The organism is Paenibacillus radicibacter (assembly GCF_024721995.1).
GTDB lineage: Bacteria > Bacillota > Bacilli > Paenibacillales > NBRC-103111 > Paenibacillus_AM > Paenibacillus_AM radicibacter.
Map to the genome: position 1 here is coordinate 140,966 of NZ_JANQBC010000007.1, position 17,386 is coordinate 158,351.

19 protein-coding genes are annotated in these 17,386 nt (G+C 43.2%); 10 read left to right on the plus strand and 9 right to left on the minus strand.

Annotated elements, in window-relative coordinates; translation table 11 throughout:
• Positions 1-3: 3 nt before the first annotated feature.
• The 4 genes from metE to NV379_RS14120 form a co-directional block, all read right to left on the minus strand.
• Positions 4-2,286, minus strand: coding sequence for a 5-methyltetrahydropteroyltriglutamate--homocysteine S-methyltransferase (gene metE, locus NV379_RS14105; RefSeq protein ID WP_258207953.1), 2,283 nt, complete (start codon positions 2,284-2,286; stop codon positions 4-6).
• A 98-nt stretch (positions 2,287-2,384) separates the two neighbouring features.
• A complete protein-coding gene (locus tag NV379_RS14110) occupies positions 2,385-3,296 on the minus strand; it encodes a LysR family transcriptional regulator (protein ID WP_258207954.1) in 912 nt (303 codons plus the stop codon).
• Positions 3,297-3,378: 82 nt separating this feature from the next.
• Positions 3,379-3,963, minus strand: a complete 585-nt coding sequence (locus NV379_RS14115) for a TetR/AcrR family transcriptional regulator (RefSeq protein ID WP_258207955.1) — start codon at positions 3,961-3,963, stop codon at positions 3,379-3,381.
• On the minus strand, positions 3,950-4,399 hold the full coding sequence (locus NV379_RS14120) for a VOC family protein (RefSeq protein ID WP_258207956.1): 450 nt from the start codon (positions 4,397-4,399) through the stop codon (positions 3,950-3,952). Before NV379_RS14120 ends, NV379_RS14115 begins: the two co-directional genes overlap by 14 nt.
• A 182-nt stretch (positions 4,400-4,581) precedes the next feature.
• Between NV379_RS14120 and NV379_RS14125 the strand changes: the two genes are divergently transcribed.
• Positions 4,582-5,223, plus strand: coding sequence for a GyrI-like domain-containing protein (locus NV379_RS14125; RefSeq protein WP_258207957.1), 642 nt, complete (start codon positions 4,582-4,584; stop codon positions 5,221-5,223).
• Here the strand turns inward: NV379_RS14125 and NV379_RS14130 are convergent.
• The 3 genes from NV379_RS14130 to NV379_RS14140 all read right to left on the minus strand — a co-directional run bounded on the left by NV379_RS14130 (position 5,207) and on the right by NV379_RS14140 (position 6,751).
• Positions 5,207-5,476 (minus strand): hypothetical protein, encoded by a 270-nt coding sequence (locus NV379_RS14130; protein ID WP_258207958.1) that lies wholly within the window; start codon positions 5,474-5,476, stop codon positions 5,207-5,209. The two genes, NV379_RS14125 and NV379_RS14130, sit on opposite strands and share 17 nt — an antisense overlap.
• Positions 5,477-5,670: 194 nt before the next feature.
• Positions 5,671-5,937, minus strand: a complete 267-nt coding sequence (locus NV379_RS14135) for a hypothetical protein (protein WP_258207959.1) — start codon at positions 5,935-5,937, stop codon at positions 5,671-5,673.
• Between the two features lie 82 nt (positions 5,938-6,019).
• Positions 6,020-6,751 carry an alpha/beta hydrolase family protein gene (locus tag NV379_RS14140; protein ID WP_258207960.1) on the minus strand — a complete coding sequence of 244 codons (732 nt, stop codon included), beginning with the start codon at positions 6,749-6,751 and terminating at the stop codon, positions 6,020-6,022.
• A gap of 158 nt (positions 6,752-6,909) precedes the next feature.
• Here NV379_RS14140 and NV379_RS14145 point away from each other — a divergent pair, with 158 nt between their 5' ends.
• The 9 genes from NV379_RS14145 to NV379_RS14185 all read left to right on the plus strand — a co-directional run bounded on the left by NV379_RS14145 (position 6,910) and on the right by NV379_RS14185 (position 14,993).
• Entirely contained in the window at positions 6,910-7,497 is a 588-nt protein-coding gene (locus NV379_RS14145; RefSeq protein WP_258207961.1) for a TetR/AcrR family transcriptional regulator, read from the plus strand.
• 66 nt (positions 7,498-7,563) lie between these two features.
• A complete protein-coding gene (locus NV379_RS14150; protein WP_258207962.1) occupies positions 7,564-8,538 on the plus strand; it encodes a DMT family transporter in 975 nt (324 codons plus the stop codon).
• A 171-nt stretch (positions 8,539-8,709) separates the two neighbouring features.
• Positions 8,710-9,510: an alpha/beta fold hydrolase gene (locus NV379_RS14155; RefSeq protein WP_258207963.1), complete on the plus strand. Its 801-nt coding sequence runs from the start codon at positions 8,710-8,712 to the stop codon at positions 9,508-9,510.
• Positions 9,511-9,558: 48 nt separating this feature from the next.
• Positions 9,559-9,840: a DUF998 domain-containing protein gene (locus tag NV379_RS14160; RefSeq protein ID WP_258207964.1), complete on the plus strand. Its 282-nt coding sequence runs from the start codon at positions 9,559-9,561 to the stop codon at positions 9,838-9,840.
• Between the two features lie 22 nt (positions 9,841-9,862).
• Entirely contained in the window at positions 9,863-10,021 is a 159-nt protein-coding gene (locus NV379_RS14165) for a hypothetical protein (protein WP_258207965.1), read from the plus strand.
• 114 nt (positions 10,022-10,135) lie between these two features.
• Positions 10,136-10,570 (plus strand): YciI family protein, encoded by a 435-nt coding sequence (locus NV379_RS14170; protein WP_258207966.1) that lies wholly within the window; start codon positions 10,136-10,138, stop codon positions 10,568-10,570.
• On the plus strand, positions 10,567-11,838 hold the full coding sequence (locus NV379_RS14175; RefSeq protein ID WP_258207967.1) for an RNA polymerase sigma factor: 1,272 nt from the start codon (positions 10,567-10,569) through the stop codon (positions 11,836-11,838). Before NV379_RS14170 ends, NV379_RS14175 begins: the two co-directional genes overlap by 4 nt.
• Positions 11,839-11,912: 74 nt before the next feature.
• Positions 11,913-12,353: a YciI family protein gene (locus tag NV379_RS14180; protein ID WP_258207968.1), complete on the plus strand. Its 441-nt coding sequence runs from the start codon at positions 11,913-11,915 to the stop codon at positions 12,351-12,353.
• 201 nt (positions 12,354-12,554) lie between these two features.
• Entirely contained in the window at positions 12,555-14,993 is a 2,439-nt protein-coding gene (locus NV379_RS14185) for a bifunctional diguanylate cyclase/phosphodiesterase (protein WP_258207969.1), read from the plus strand.
• A gap of 74 nt (positions 14,994-15,067) precedes the next feature.
• Here the strand turns inward: NV379_RS14185 and sigJ are convergent, their stop codons facing one another.
• Together sigJ and NV379_RS14195 are read right to left on the minus strand one after the other, a co-directional pair.
• Positions 15,068-15,937, minus strand: coding sequence for an RNA polymerase sigma factor SigJ (sigJ, locus tag NV379_RS14190; protein ID WP_258207970.1), 870 nt, complete (start codon positions 15,935-15,937; stop codon positions 15,068-15,070).
• Entirely contained in the window at positions 15,915-17,225 is a 1,311-nt protein-coding gene (locus NV379_RS14195) for a phytoene desaturase family protein (protein ID WP_258207971.1), read from the minus strand. Before NV379_RS14195 ends, sigJ begins: the two co-directional genes overlap by 23 nt.
• Positions 17,226-17,386 lie beyond the last annotated feature (161 nt).

The window sequence follows — 17,386 nt, forward strand, 5'->3', positions numbered from 1 at the left end:
TAATTACGCAGTATACTTGTCACGCGCAATGCGTGTCGCCTCAACCATATTACGCAGGGAAGCAACAGTTTCTTCGTAACCACGTGTTTTCAAACCGCAGTCTGGATTGATCCAGAACAGCTTCGGATCAAGTACGCGAAGTGCACGATCAATCATAGTTGTCATTTCCTCCACTTGCGGTACACGAGGGCTGTGGATGTCATACACACCTAAACCAATACCGAGTTCATATGTGTTCTGCTCGAAGCTATGGATCAGCTCACCATGACTACGGGATGTCTCGATAGAAATCACATCAGCATCCATTGCTTCAATGGAATCGATCATATCGTGGAACTCGCAATAGCACATATGTGTATGAATTTGTGTTGTGTCTTGTACAGTTGAAGTCGTTAAGCGGAACGCTTTAACTGCCCATGCTAAGTATGCAGCTTGATCTTCCGCTTTAAGTGGTAATCCTTCACGAACAGCAGGCTCATCGACTTGAATCATACCAATACCAGCTTGCTCAAGGGCTTCAACTTCTAGGCGAAGTGCATATGCGAGTTGATAAGCGATCTGCTCACGGGAAATATCATCACGAACAAATGACCAGTTCATGATTGTAATTGGGCCAGTAAGCATACCTTTTACCGGACGGTTCGTCTTGGATTGTGCATATTTCGTTTCTTCGACTGTCATTGGTGCAACAAACGCGACATCTCCGTAAATTACTGGAGGTTTCACACAACGAGAGCCGTAGGATTGCACCCATCCATGCTGAGTGAATGCGAATCCACCAAGTTTTTCTCCGAAGAACTCCACCATATCCGTACGTTCAAACTCACCATGTACAAGGACATCAATGCCGATTTCTTCTTGAAGTTTAATCCACAGGTCGATCTGTTCACGAATGAAGTTTGCGTATTGCTCCTCTTTCCATTCGCCTTTGCGCCACAGTTGACGTGCTTTACGCACTTCAGCAGATTGTGGGAAACTGCCGATTGTTGTTGTTGGAAAAATCGGTAAATTCCATTTTGCAGCTTGGGCAATATTGCGCTGTGCAAATGGTTGTTTACGTGCAGGTGAATCACTGCTAACTGCTGCAACGGTTTGTTGAATGTCACTGCGATTGCGTGCAGCAGAATGCTTAATTGCGTGAATAGCAGCATCACATTGCTCAAGCTCGCTCGATACGGATTCTTTTCCATCTGTAAGAGCTTTAGCAAGAAGTTGAATTTCTTCCAATTTCTCATCTGCAAATGCAAGAGCGCCAAGAAGTTCAGGCTGAAGCTTGGTTTCCCTCTTCACTGTAACAGGTACATGAAGCAAGCTGCATGAGGATTGAACAAGAAGGCGATCTGCAGGGACGATAGCAGCTAGCACATCAAGTAGTGCTAGCTTCTCACGAACATCTGCTTTCCAGATGCCACGACCGTCGATCACACCTGCACCAAGCACTTTGTCTGTTGGGAAGCCAAGTGTCTGGATCGCTTGCAAGTTGCCTTGTAATCCATGTACGAAATCAAGTCCAATACCCTGAACTGGAAGCCTAACAATGTCTTCATAGTGATCGACTGCTTCAAAATACGTTTGCAGTAAGATGTTGAGGTTCGGCACTGCAGCCGTAAATGCGCTGTAAATTTTATTTAAACGCTGAATATCTTCGTTACTAACTTTTGTAACTAGTGAAGGCTCATCAATTTGTACCCACTGCACACCCTCAGCAGCAAGTTGCTCAAGCACTTCTACATAGAGCGGGATAAGGATATTTAACCAAGTATCAAATTGAGCAGCCGTATAGCCTTTGGATAGTTTCAAGAATGTAAGTGGACCTAGAATAACCGGTTTACCTGCAATCCCAAGCTTCTCTTTCGCTTCGCGATACGCGATAAGTGGTTTATTTTCAGTAAGGACAGGTGTAGTGTTATCGAATTCTGGCACGATATAGTGGTAGTTCGTATTGAACCACTTTGTCATCTCACTAGCTGTAGCTTCCTTCGTTCCGCGAGCAATACCGTAGTAAACGGATAGGGGAACGGTTCCGCCATCATAGGAGAAGCGTTTTGGAACAATACCGAACATTACTGCTGTATCAAGGACTTGATCATAATAGCTAAAGTCGCCGACAGGGATTAGATCAATCCCTTGTTCTTGCTGCTTGCGCAAATGATTCAAGCGAATTTCTTGTAATTGTTGGTGGAACTCGGATTCCTCTATTTTGCCAGCCCAGAATGCTTCTAATGCTTTCTTCCACTGACGGTCTTCACCAATACGCGGATAGCCTAAGTTACTGCTCTTTACCATCTTGCAACACTCCTATTCGAATCATGTTACAAGAAAGATACCATGTTTTCTCAGGTATAGCGTAACTGGATAATCCTATATCTAGTCATAGCCAAAAGCTATACCAGATATTTGTTTACTGCACGGTGAAGTGCATCGACATAAGCCATTCCAAGCTTGGAGAGGGATGCACTGCGGTGGGAGATCCAGCCTACATTGATCGTCTCGTCACAATCGAGGGGAACGGGGATGATCTCACTGCCGTTTAAATCCGCACTTAACACACCAGTTGAGATTGTATATCCATTAAGTCCAATTAACAGATTGAATAAAGTGGCTCGATCATTCACACGGATGCTTTTGGGATGAGACAACGTACTTAATATCTCCTCTGCAAAATGGAATGAGTTGTACTCCCCTTGATCAAATGATAAATAGGGGTACGCCTCAAGCTGTTCAATCGTGACGATCGACTGCTTCGCCAAGGGGTTATTTGTACTAATAAAGACGTGTGGTTTCGCGATAAAAAGACTATTGAACTGCAGATTCGCACTCTTGAGCAGGTTATTGATCACTTTTCCGTTAAATTCATTGAGATAAATAATACCGATCTCGCTGCGCATCTGACTGACATCTTCAATGATCTCGTAGGTTTTCGTCTCACGCAGTGCTAATTCATACTCATCCTGTCCGTATTCTTGTACGAGACTGACGAAAGCATTAACGGCAAAGGCATAGTGTTGTGTCGATACGGAAAAATGCTGCGGAGAAGGCTTCGCATTGAGGTATCTACTCTCAAGAAGCTCTGCCTGCTCTACAACTTGCCTAGCATAACTTAAGAATTCAACACCTTCTTTGGACAGCGAGATTCCTTTATTGGAACGTTCGAATATTTCAATCTGCATTTCTTCTTCAAGATCTTTGATCGCATTGGATAAGCTTGGTTGGGAAATAAAGAGCCGCTTGGCAGCTTCATTAATGGAGCCGCGATTGGCGACTTCAATGACGTATTTTAACTGTTGTAGGGTCAAGGCTAAGCACTCCTTTTGAAAAAAGCGTTAGCCTCATTATAAGCGAAGATATTGTAATTGGGTGAAGGAAAAGCGGGGAATGTTAAGCTTTAAAGCCTTCCAGTCCCAAGGAAATGACGTGCATCGTATCTTCTAAGGCGTTTTCATCGACAGTTCCATTTGCAAGCCATAATGCTATTTCATTCAAAGCACCTGATACGAAATGGGTTAGAGCATCAAGTGATGCATGCTTGACAAATCCACCTTGCTGCATGATCTCAAATTGTCCCCGCAAGAGGCGCATCGAATGATTCGCATCCATCGTTCGCCACTCTTCAGCCCCAAGCACCGAAGGTCCATCAATGAGCATAATGCGCTTGTTACGATCTTCAACAGAGGCTAAGACGAATGCACGACAACCAAGTTCAAGCTGCTGCCATACATCTTCACTTGTTGATGCTTCTTGCTCCACGCGCGATGCGACCTCTTGCTGAACCACTTCCAGTACACTGCGAAACAGCTCTTTCTTATTGCGAAAATGATGATACACGGCTCCCCTGGTCAGGTTCGCTTCTTGCACGATTGACTCTAGTGCAGCTCCTGCATAACCATGTACGGTAAAATGTGTTCTGGCAATGTCGAGGAGTCTTTGAATGGTTTCATTCGTCTCTTCTTTATTTCTCTTCATGATGAGATGACTCCCAGACTTCTTCTGCATATTGGTTGCTGAATTCTTCAGATGGTGGAATGATTGTAATGACATCGATCAGGACCCCACTTGGATCTGCTGTAATAAAGTGGCGTTGTCCGAAATCTTCACTGCGCAGCTCAGAGAGGAGTGGGAGATTAGCTTGCGTAATCAAGCGTTCATACTCTGCATCAACATCTGCTACCTCAAAGTTCAGAATCAAGCCCTGAACTCTATTCTGGTACGCTTCTGGAATTGTGGCATGAGCAGGGTCCATGATTGCGAGTTCATAAGCTGTTTCACTGCCTGTAGAGCGCAAGCTTACATACCAATCTGCCTCAAAAACAGCCTCAAATCCAAAGTATTCCTTGTAAAAGGTGGACGTTGCCGCAACCTGATCCGTTAGAATAACAGGGTAAAAGCTCGATATTTTCATGAATAACAGCTCCTTAAATAAATGTTGGTTATTTATGGATTCAGATTAACATACATACAGAATGTATGTAAATAATTATTTTCAGAAAATTACATAAAATAAGCAAAACATACCTGACATACAGATGTCTAGTTTCCTCGTGTAAGATGAAAATAAATGAATTAACGTAAGGGGTTATGACTATGGGAACGAATGCAATCAAGCTTGATCTAGCGAAAATGGACAAAACATATTACGGGACACGATCCGTACCCACATTAATCGAACTGGCTCCGTTGCCATATGTTGTGATTGATGGAAAGGGGGACCCGGACACGGAGGTGTTTAAGGTTGCAGTTGAAGCTCTGTACAGCGTTGCTTATGGGGTTAAGATGATGTGTAAGAAAGAAGGGCGGGACTTTACGGTTGCGAAGCTTGAAGGACAGTGGTGGGTTGAAGACGCAGCATGGGAAGAAGCGAATCAGGATATGTCTCAAATACCGCGAAGCGAGTGGCTATGGAGATTAATTATTAGGATGCTTGACTTTGTCGATCAGGAAGTGGTAGATAAGGCTCGACAAGTTGCTGCCCATAAGAAAAAAGAGCTTGATCGGATTGATCAAGTCTCTTATGAGCGTATACATGAGGGTTTATGTGTTCAAATGCTGCACATCGGTCCATTTCGTACGGAACCGGAAACGGTGAAAGTAATGGAGGCTTTCATGAAGGAGAATTCACTTCACATTAGTGGATTGCATCATGAAATCTATTTATCAGACTTTCGCAGAGTGGAGCCGTCAGCGAGGAAGACGATACTTCGTTATCCCGTTACAAGAACCATTTAGGTAGCAGTATGGAGATCGTCATCCCGATAGCACCAGCCCACATCAAGTAGGATTTGAAGATGGACTTCAGGATTGTCTGATCTTCTTCAATGACTTCCTGATGGTCTTTACTCATCTCATGGTCTAATTCAGCCAAGTTAGGCTTAACACGGTTTCTTGAAGCACCAACGGAGAAGGCCCCTTTAACGATTAATGCAAGAATAAGAACAGCTCCAGAAATGATAAACAAGTAGTTGGATATGTGTGTGATCATCGTTGAACACATCCTTTGCTGATTAGTAGATGTCTCATGTTATCCGAATGGAGCAGGAGAATAGGTTAATTATAGAGAATTTTGTGAGAAATACAAAGGGCATGGTTAAAGAGGTTTATTCGAAATATAATATCTGAATGTGTTCAAAGAAATGGCCATCCCACGAAGGATGGCTTTAATTATATCGTAATATTTTATATAAAATATTTAGGCAAGAGGATGGAGACAACCATTCCGATAAAGCCAATCCAGACCAAGTAGGATCTGATTATGGCCCCTAGAATATTTCCATCCTTCTCCTGCACGGAAAGAACGTCTTCACGCAAATCTTTGTCCAGTTCCGTAGGTGATGGCACAATACGTTTGCGTGATTCGCCAAATGAGGCAGCTCCATTAATGATGAGTCCGATAACAAGGGTTGCGGATGAGACAATAAATAAGTAATCCACGAATTGTATCATCTGTGCATCCATCCTTTACAATTTATTAATGAAGATATGCTCCAGATTCGACAAAGTGCATAAATTTTCCTTTTTAATAATCTTATTGCACTTGAGCAAGATGCAGATCAAACCATGCCTTCGCACGTTCTAACATGCCAAGTGTGATGTGATGATTCACACCGGAATACTCAACCATTTGAAGCTGATCTGTTGGGATATGGACATGTTGCTCCATGAAGTAGCGCTGACTCTGGATAGGGATCGTTGTGTCTTCCTTCCCATGAAGGATCAACACGGCTCTATTTGGCTCAAATTGGATTTTGGACAATGGATCATGCGCTTGGAAAATAGACATCTCTTCTTCACTCATCGGCGGTGCACCATGCATCGCACGGTATAGCTCTTCGAACTTACTCCACGCACAGGAAGCATTCTTAATGACAGCGGTTGAAATTAAAGGCTGTTTCGTCCATGCCCCTGACGCAATGAAACCGCCGCAGGAATTGCCCATAATGCCAACTCGATTGCCGTCTTGTGTAAGCTCGGTTGCAATGCGAGCAGCATCTTCAGCACCCTGCAAGACAACACTCCAGAAATTTTGCTGCAGCACAGTTGGATTGAAATAATCGAGCGTGCCGCGCTCTCCATGCAGTGGAAGTTCAGGTACGACTGTTGTATACCCCCAGCCTGCAACGGTGGATGCAAAGAATGTATAGTCTTGAATCGTAGAACTCCACCCGTGATAGAGGATGATTGTTCCGATGGATGGTCCGATTGGTTCTACGCGCAAGCAGGGCACTTGGGCAATGATGGTATGTACAGGTTTGTTCATGATGGTGATCTCCTATCGGTCAGTTATATTTATATCATTACCATACCACATCAAAATTCCTATTGACATTGGAAAGCAATCGAGCTAATCTAATGTCAGTAATCACTGACAGACATTTATTGTAAGAAGGGGATTGGGATTGGGATTGGGATTGGGATATGGATAACTCGAAAATGGGGACTAGTGATCGATTGCTGATGGCTGCGATCAACCTAATCTCAGAGCGCGGCTACAATGGCGTTACAACACAAGAGATTGCGACAGCCGCAGGACTTAGTGAGAAAACCTTATTCCGTCACTTCGGTAGTAAGCTAAACCTACTAGAATCCGCAGTAGATCGTTTCCATTATGGGAATGAGATGCGAAAGCTGTTTAAGGAAAAGCTAGTGTGGGAACTGGAAGAAGATTTGCTTATGGTTTGCAGAGAGTATCATGAGATCATGAATCGTAATCGGAAGATTGTACAGATCAACTTAAGGGAAGCGACACTGCTGCCCGAGCTTCGTGAACGTGCACACCAATATCCAAAAGAGTTACTTGAATTTCTGACCGAATACTTCATCGAGATGGGTAAGAGAGGAAAGTTGATTCAGACAAATCCGAGGATGCATGCCTTTACATTCATGATGTCGCATTTCGGTGCGTTTGTGAACGATCTGGATTCAGGAAAGAGCTACCCCGGAATTCAACTGGAACCATTTATGATAGAAAGTGTGAAGCTATTCGCTAGGGCATTAACTCCCTAGTTTTTTTACAGCATTTATGTCAGTCAGTACTGACAGTCTATTAACCGTTTTTGGAGGATGATGATAATGAAATTTAGTCAATTATTTACAAAAGGAAGTAACGTGAAGCTCGCATATTTGTTTGCTGTGATCAACGCGGTTGTCATTGGGATATCCTTCATGTTGGTAAAGAAGACATTAGATTACGCAAGTCCACTCGATACACTGACATTTCGCTTTGCCGCTGCATTTGTCATCTTGTTAATCGTTCTAGCTTGTGGACTTGTGAAGTTGAACTACCGCGGCAAGCCCTTCTATAAGCTGCTACTGCTAGCAAGCATGTACCCGCTTGGATACTTTATCCTTCAGACGTTGGGCCTTAAATCTGCGACCTCCGCAGAAGGCGGAATCATTAGTGCATTTACACCGATTATTACGATGGCTATTGCTTCCCTCTTTTTAAAAGAATCGACGACGCTTCTTCAAAAGTTGTTTACTTTCTTATCGATTTTCGGAGTTGTGTTTATCTTTATCATGAAAGGCAGCAGTGTGGATCTATCGAAGATGTCAGGTATTATCCTACTCCTTGTTGCATGTGTCGTATTCGCTGGATATAGTGTGCTAACTCGGTTTGTCGCGAAGGATTTCACCCCAATGGAAATCAGTTATGTTCTTATTGGAACGGGGTTTATCGTTATGATGTTAATGTCACTCACTTCACACGGACTAAGCGGAACATGGGATGCGCTTGTTACACCGTTTGCAACCCCGACATTTACACTACTCATTGTTCTGATTGGTGTGATTCAGATCGTGACTGCGTTTCTAGCTAGTTTCGTGCTTGCCCGAATCAAAGCGTCCCAGATGACGGTATTTACGAACCTTTCAACGGTTGTCTCCATTGTTGCAGGCGCTGTATTTCTTGGCGAACAAGTAACTTGGTATCACCTAATAGGATCGATGTTAATTGTCGTTGGGGTCATTGGAGCAACAAGGTTTGCAGGAAAGAAAGTACATTTTGCAAAAACATCCACGGAGCATGCAACTGCATTGAAATCATAAGGATGAGAAGGATTAATGAGCCTTGAGCGACCATTGCTTGAGGCTTTTTTTTGTTTTAAAAAAGGTTTTTAATTTTTTTCTAAATCATGTCGATTACACGAATAGCCATTCGTTGTCTTAGTAAAGGGCAAGAAGATGGCAAACAAATGAAACCTAAAGGAGAATGAAAATATGAATACAGTGATTTCGAAAGACGGTACGAAGATTGCTTATGACAAGGTAGGTCAAGGGCCAGCGTTAATCCTAGTAACAGGTGCATTCAGCTATCGTAAGTTCCCTGCAACTGTTCAACTAGCAACGTTACTATCAGATAAATACACAGTTTACAGCTATGATCGGCGGGGACGCGGGGATAGCGGTGATTCAAGTGCTTATGAAGTGGAACGCGAGATTGAAGATCTAGAAGCAGTCATTGATGCAGCAGGCGGCTCAGCGAATGTATGGGGTTTATCTTCAGGAGCTGTACTTGCGGTACATGCGGCAGCGAGCGGTTTAAACATCACGAAATTAGCTTTACATGAACCTCCATTTGTAGTGAAAAGCACGGATCGCAAAGTACCGGAAGATTTTCTTGCACAGGTTTCGGGTTTAATCGCAGCGAATAAACGTGCGGAGGCAATCAAATATTTTATGACCAAGGGAATGGGTGCACCAGGGTTTATCGTAACGATGATGCGTCTCATGCCTAGTGTTTGGAAAAATTTGATGGCGGTTGCGCACACACTTCCTTATGATGCAGCTGTTGCAGATGGATTTATGGAAGGCAAACCGCTTCCGAAACACTTGTGGAAGTCGATCACACTGCCAACGCTCGTGATGGAAGGCACGGAAAGCCCAATTGGACTGCGTAATGGGGCACAAAGCATAGCAAGCGTATTACCGAATGCACAATTAGTTAGTAAAAAAGGTTTGGGTCACACCAAGGCGTTAAATGCGAAGCTGATTGCAGCTGAGCTGAAAGCATTCTTTTAACAAAAATAGCAAAACCAAATAAATGATAGTAAGAAAGGTTGGATTCAGATGAAAAAAAGTTTAATTAAGTTGTTACTAATTGGAGGTATCCTCTCTGCACCGTTGTTTTTTTTGATCACGATTGCACAAGTTTTTACCCGAACAGGATTTGATATCCGTATTCATGCGATCAGCTCCTTAACATTAGGGGATCTGGGCTGGATTCAAAGTGCTAACTTTATCATTACGGGTTTACTCGCTGTGTTTGCAGCTATTGGCATTCTTCACCGCATTCATCTGTCTCATTGCAGCATGTATCGTATTTGCCCGCCGGTTTGCATCACAAGGTGAGGGTAAATGGAAAGTATACTGCGTGCTAACATGTATTGCTGCCCCTCTATTTATCATGGTAGGAATGGGCATCAGTAGTATGATCGGTGTCATCATGGGTTGTGCGGGTATTGTGGCATTTGGTTGGGTTTCCTTGCTTGCTGCAAGATTAAGAGGTGAAGTGTTGAAGCTATCTATATAAGGAATGGAATGCAGGATATAAAAGTTCAAGTGCCGAAATTAATTGTACGAATCATTAACTAATAACTATTATTTGAAAATTAAAATAAAAAATCGAAATCATGGAGGAATTAATATGAGATTTATGATGATTGTAAAGGCGACTACGGATTCAGAAGCGGGTAATATGCCAAGTGAAGAATTGATTAATGCGATGCAAAAATACAATGAAGAATTAGTGAAAGCAGGCGTGCTACTTGCAGCTGACGGACTTATGCCAAGCACCAATGCAATTCGTATCTCTTATCCAGAGTCAGGCGGCAAGGGAAAGATTGTAGATGGTCCGTTCACGGAAGCGAAGGAAATGATCGCAGGCTACACACTTATTGAAGTTAAATCCAGAGAAGAAGCGATTGAATGGGCGAAGCGTATGCCAGATCCTCATGGAAATGGTCAAGGTGAGATTGAGCTTCGCCAAGTATACGATTTCGAGGACATAATGAGTAATCCGGACAATGTAGAAAAAGAAGTTAATCTACGTAAACAAGTGGAGGCGTACAAAGAAGCGTGACACATACACATTCCTATTCTCAGCAGTCCATTGACGCCATATGGCGAATTGAATCTCCTAAAATCATAGCAGGTTTAACCCGAATGGTGAGAGATGTAGGTCTTGCCGAGGATTTAGCGCAGGATGCACTCGTTATCGCGCTGGAGAAGTGGCCGGAAAGCGGTATTCCAGACAATCCGGGTGCGTGGCTCATGATGACAGCGAAGAGACGCGCGATTGACCTCATGCGCCGTAACAAGATGCGCGATCAGAAGTATGAGGCGTTTGCTCGGGATGTGGAGATGTATACAGAGGATGACACAGACCGTGAGGTTCATGAGGAGATCGGTGACGATCTCCTTCGTCTGATTTTCATGACATGTCATCCGATTCTATCTCAAGATGCTCGAGTTGCACTCACGCTGCGTCTATTATGTGGTTTGACGACGGATGAAATCTCTCGATCGTTCCTTACAGCGGAAACAACGATTGCACAAAGAATCGTGCGCGCGAAGAAGACGCTAAATACGGAGAAAGTTCCGTTTGAAGTACCAGAAGGCGAGGAGCTTAAAGCACGCCTGACTACGGTTCTAGAAGTCATTTATTTGATGTTCAATGAAGGTTATTCGGCTACCTCTGGGGATAATTGGGTTCGACCTCTATTATGTCAAGAAGCGCTTCGTTTAGGACGTGTACTTGCTGAGATGGCACCTCATGAGTCCGAAGTGCATGGTTTGGTTGCGTTAATGGAAATTCAATCATCGAGATTGAAAACGCGTATTGACGCTTCCGGTGAGCCAGTCCTATTGATGGATCAGAATCGTGCCAAATGGGATCGCTTGCTCATTCGGCGTGGCTTAACTGCACTTGAACGCTCTCAGAAGCTGGGGCGAACACTCGGTCCTTATGCCCTGCAAGCAGCAATATCAGCCTGCCATGCCGAGGCTTTAACCCCTGATCAAACCAATTGGATTCGAATTGCTGCGCTCTATGAAGCACTCTCTAGATTAACCCCTTCACCGATCGTGGAGCTAAATCGAGCTGTCGCCATATCCATGGCATTCGGTCTTGACTATGGTTTACAGATTATAGATGAATTAAGCACGGAACCTGCCCTTAAAACTTATCATCTGCTGCCAAGTGTGCGTGGTGATTTACTAGTGAAGCTCGGACGCTTTGATGAGGCGCGTATCGAATTTGAACGTGCGGCAAGCATGACGCGTAATAGCCGAGAGCAGGAGTTATTACATAATCGTGCGGTGGAATGTAGATCCCTTGCAGCCAAATAATATTTTCCAATAAATCGAACCAACATGTCGATTTCCTCCGATGCTATTCGTCGTTAAAGTAAGGAGGAATGACGATGAAATTTATGTTGATGGTGAAAGCAACGGGTTATTCAGAAGCAGGTGTAAGGCATGATCAAACCCATATTAATGCGACCCTTGCGTTCAAAGCTGCACTAGCTGCGGCAGGTGTATGGCTTGCAGATGAGGTGCTGGAGCCAAGTTCAAGAGGAATTCGGATTATATATCCCTTACATGAGCAGATTCCTGTGACACAGGCGGGGCCGTTTCCGGTTGATCCTTCGGTTCTTGCACAATTTTACTTGATTGAAGTCCCAAGTGAGGATGAGGCTTTGCAGTGGGCATATCGCATACCGATTCCTAAGGATCAAGGTGAATATGAGATCGAGATTCGAAGTGTGGAATTGAATGAGAGGTTATTTCGTGAACCTCGAACCGAAGCGCTTGAAGCAGAGTTATTGGATCAATTAGATATGTTGCACAAAATAAAATCGTAGATCATGATGAAGGGCAGCCGAAAGGTTGTTTTTTCATATATAATGGTAAAAGAAGTTTCGACAATTGTATGTCGAATTATGACAAACATTGGTGAATTTATCCAAAAACCCATTGTAATTGCTTAGAGGTTGTAATAAGATATTCCATGTCATTTTATTCTGGAAAATTTTATTAAAAAGGAGGCAACTAAACAAACAAGCATGGATATGATTACAAGTAGTTACAATTTGTCGCTCGTCGTTTTGTCTATCGTTACAGCCTTTATCGCGGCATATGCAGGAATGAATTTAGGGGTTCGCATTTATAAAGCAAAAGGCACAATGCGTAAGGTATGGTTGTTTGGCGGAGCATTTGCGATGGGAATGGGTATATGGGCGATGCATTTTATCGCGATGTTGGCGTATCATTTGTCGATTTCTGTCACTTATGATGTATTCCTCGTTATTGTGTCCATTGTACCGGCGATCTTAGCTTGTTGGCTGGCTTTACGAATTGTAAGTCAGCAGGTCATGCGACCTTCGCATGTCATTAATGGGGCAATATGGATTGCAAGTGGTATTGTTGCGATGCATTATATCGGGATGGAAGCCATGGTGATGACGGCAGATATTCAGTATGACAAGTTATTATGGACCTTGTCTGTTGTCGTTGCATTCGTCTCATCACTTGCTGCCCTTTATTTATTGTATAACGCGCAGCGAAACTCAGATACAGCGGGCTATGGTTGGAAAAAAGCGGGTAGTGCGATCATTATGAGCTTTGCAGTTGCAGGTATGCACTATACGGGGATGTCAGCAGCGTCGTACAACATGAATCATGATCTTCATTCACATCAGATGGGTGATCCCGTGATTAATAATGTATTGCTTGCTTACGCCATTGCGATTGTCATCTTCATTATTATAGGTTTAGTCTTTCTTTGCATGTTTATTGATAAGAGATTTGAATCGCGCATGTTAACGTCCGAGATGAAGTTCCGTTCTGTTGTAGAGTCGGCGAATGATGCGATTATATTGGCCGATCATGCGGGTATCATCGTCTCATGGAACCATGGTGCACAGCGTATTTTTGATTATAAAGAAGAAGAAGTTCTAGGTAAATCCTTACACATTATTATTCCAGAACGTTACCGTGAAGCACATCAACAAGGGATTGAACAATACATAACGACAGGTAACCCAAGCGTTATTGGGAAGACGATTGAGCTATTAGGACTAAAGAAGAATGGAAGTGAATTCCCAATTGAACTTTCAATTGCAACTTGGAAGGAGGAAGATCACGTATATTTTAGCAGTATTATTCGAGATATTACGGCACGTAAATTAACTGAGGATAAAATTAATCAGATGGTTTATCGCGATTCTCTGACGGGGCTCCCGAACCGACATTTATTGAATGATCGCCTTGAACTTGCCATTAATCAGGCTGAAATGAATAAGCAGATGATCGGAATCATGTTTGTTGATCTGGATCGCTTCAAGAATATTAATGATACATTAGGTCATGCGATTGGGGATCGGCTGTTATTCGAAGTTGCTAGACGGCTTGAGTCTTGTATTCATCAAGTGGATACACTTTCAAGGCAGGGTGGAGATGAATTTATCGTATTACTACCTAATAGCACATCAGATGACCTGACTAAAAAAGCAAATGCGATCATTGATAAGCTCAGCCAATCTTTTGTCATTGAAGAACATGAGATGTTCGTTTCTCCTTCAATAGGTATTAGTGTCTATCCATCAGATGGACGAGATTCAGATACGCTTATTAAGAATGCAGACACGGCCATGTATGAGGTCAAGGAGCAAGGACGTAACAACTTCCGGTTCTATACACCAGAGATGAATGAGGCTGTCTCGAGAAAAATGCAGCTAGAGATCGGGCTACGCAAAGGGCTAGAGCGTGGAGAATTTGAAATCTATTATCAACCCCAGATTGATGTTCGTTCGGGCAAACTTGTTGGCGTAGAAGCGCTTATTCGTTGGCAGCATCCTGAACTTGGTTTTATCTCTCCAATGGACTTTATTCCACTGGCAGAAGAGACAGGGCTTATTATTCCAATTGGGGAATGGGTACTGCGTGAAGCATGTAGGCAGAATAAAACCTGGCAGGATGAAGGCTTCCACTATTTGCGAGTCGCTGTTAACATATCTTCACGTCAATTCCAACAAAACAATCTAGTTGAGGTGGTTAGTCGAATATTGGATGAGACAGGTTTGCCACCATCTAGTCTTGAATTGGAACTAACAGAGAGCATCATTCAAGATTCCAAGTATGCGATTGCGACTATGCATAAGCTTAAGGACATGGGTATTCATCTGTCGATTGATGACTTTGGAACGGGGTATTCGTCGCTCAGTTATTTAAAGCAGTTCCCGATTGATTGCTTGAAAATCGACAAGTCGTTCACGATGAATATTTTCTCCGATACGAAAGATGCAGCGCTTGTGCATACGATTATTGCAATGGCGCATAACTTGAATTTAAAAGTAATAGCCGAAGGTGTTGAGACACAGGATCAACTTCAATTCCTTCAGGAAAAAGAGTGTAATGAAGCACAAGGTTACCTGATCAGTCGTCCTGTCCCGAGTGGGCAGATATCGACTCTTTTGCAAGAACAGTTAATGAAAGAAGCATAAAGTTGTAGGAAAAGAAATGCAGAAGCCCCAAGCGAATTAGCTCGGGGCTTTTTGTTGCGTAAATTGTGTGTGAGTTAGGATAAGTGACGCAGTTTATCTGGATTAGCAACAGCGTAAATGCCTTGAATTTGACCATCTTGGAAAGCAAATGAAAGGATATACTGAATGCCATTATTGATGACGATGCGTGTACCGATATGACCATTGACTTCTACGAATTCAAACGAATATTGACCTTCATATAATTTAAGTAAATTGCCAATAACGGAAATAACGGCTTTGAATCCAATAACAGGATTTAGAGATGCCTTCACTTTGCCGCCACCATCCGATAGGAATACAACATCGCTGCTGACAAGCTCTAGTAATCTACTCCTATTACCTTGAAGAAGGGAGCCGATAAATTCCTTGATTTGCGTCTCAGCAACGGATATGCTCGGAGCTTGGTTTGGGTGATGATCGAAGCTTTTCTTCGCTCGTGAGTAAATTTGTCTGCAATTAGCACTTCTTTTCCCCACCATGTACGCAATTTCTTCATAAGAGTAGTCAAAGATTTCGCGTAGCAGGAAGATGGCACGTTCCACGGCGTTCAATTGTTGTAATAAGAGCAGATAGGCAGTTGAAATGGACTCGTGCTGTAAATAGGTGCTGGCTGGGTCGCCATCGCTCATAGATCCGCGTTCGATTAAAGGTTCAGGCAACCAAGGACCAACGTACAGCTCTCGCTTCTTATGCGAAGAACGAAGGAGGTCCAGACAGCGATTCGTTACGATTTTATAAAGAAAAGCACGTTCGTTCTGTATGGTTGTGCGATCTGCAAGCTGATCGTAGGCAAGAAAAGCTTCTTGCACAATATCCTCAGCATCCATGACACTGCCTAACATTCGGTAAGCGAGTGAAAACAGGGGTGTGCGATACGTTTTATATAATGTTGCGATGTCCATAATTGGCAGTCCGCTCCGATCTATCGTGCGCGATAATATGCTCGGCGGCTCGTCTAGCGCTTGCTGTAGCCGCATCTACCAACAATTCACCATGTGTAACCCACTCTCCTGCTACATATAATCCCTTAATCTCAGGAACAGCCGGACCCGGATTCTCTACACGCTTCGTATGCATGAAGTCATAGCTGACGGTAATCTTAGGCAAATATTGCTTCGCAACAAGCACGTCTCTCCAACCGGGTTGCACCAAGTCTAGCATATGCTCTAAATCTTGTAAGTCCTGCTGTGCATCTGTTGTTGGACCTTGATACTTACACAATGTGATGAGCTGTGATCCATCATCTGTTACGTAAGCAGCACGCGAGTGATTGGATAAGAATACAGTCTGATCAATCCCATATACAAATTGCTGTTTAGGTTTCGGCAGACGTTTCAATGTAACATCGAGACAGGCGACAGTAGCTTCCATCGCTTGATCTCTCCATGTGTGGAGGGCAGTATATTCTGCATCAGGAACAAGCTGATGAGCGATTGCTGGGGAAACTGTCATGATGACATGGCTCGCTTCAATTTGCGTTCCATCTTCACATCGTACATGTTGAACGACCCCATTCTGATGACCAACTGCCACGACTTTATTTTTCGTGACAAAATGGACGCCGAGCTTGACTGCTAGTTGTCTTAATTGTTCAACCATAGGTGCCCAACCACGGTCAAGATAAAGTACACCTTTCATGGATGAGGCTAATTGCTTGAGCACAGGACCTGCTGCAAGTAGATCAGGGGATGCAACGTAACTAGTAGTACGAAGCAAGGCATAGAAAATGTTCCTTAACATCGGATCTTTAATATGCCCTTCGATCCATTCACGCAGGCTGATGTGATCGTATTTGTGCGTGTCTAGCTTGGTAAGTTTCGTAAACCAGCTTGCAAATTCCATCTTGCCTTTCCAAGTCAGAAGTGGGGTTGTCAATAACGACGTAACACTTAAAGGTAGTGTATTGACGGTATCTTTCCATACACCATGTGCATCGGTAGAAGGTTTATTCCCTTGTAAGCTTAGGCCTAATTCACGGAATGTGTGATAGGCATCTCCAAAGTATAGCGCATGACCACCAAGATTGAAGAAAGCACCATTCTTATAATTCGTCATCGCGCGACCGCCTAAACGCTCTTGTTTTTCAATAACTACGACTTGTTTGCCTGCTTTCGCTGTATAGATTGCAGCTGTTAACCCTGCGATACCTCCACCGATTACTGCTACATCATATTTCATCATCAGAACCATTCCTTTCAAGTTTTGTACATGTATGACGGCGAAGTAAGAGGATCTGTGACATTATTTTTGAAAATAGTTATTTTGTTTTTATATACAAAATCTGTCTTTAAATTCACTTAAAAACTGACCATTTAATGAGGGTCAGTTTTCTTATATCCTTTTTATATAAA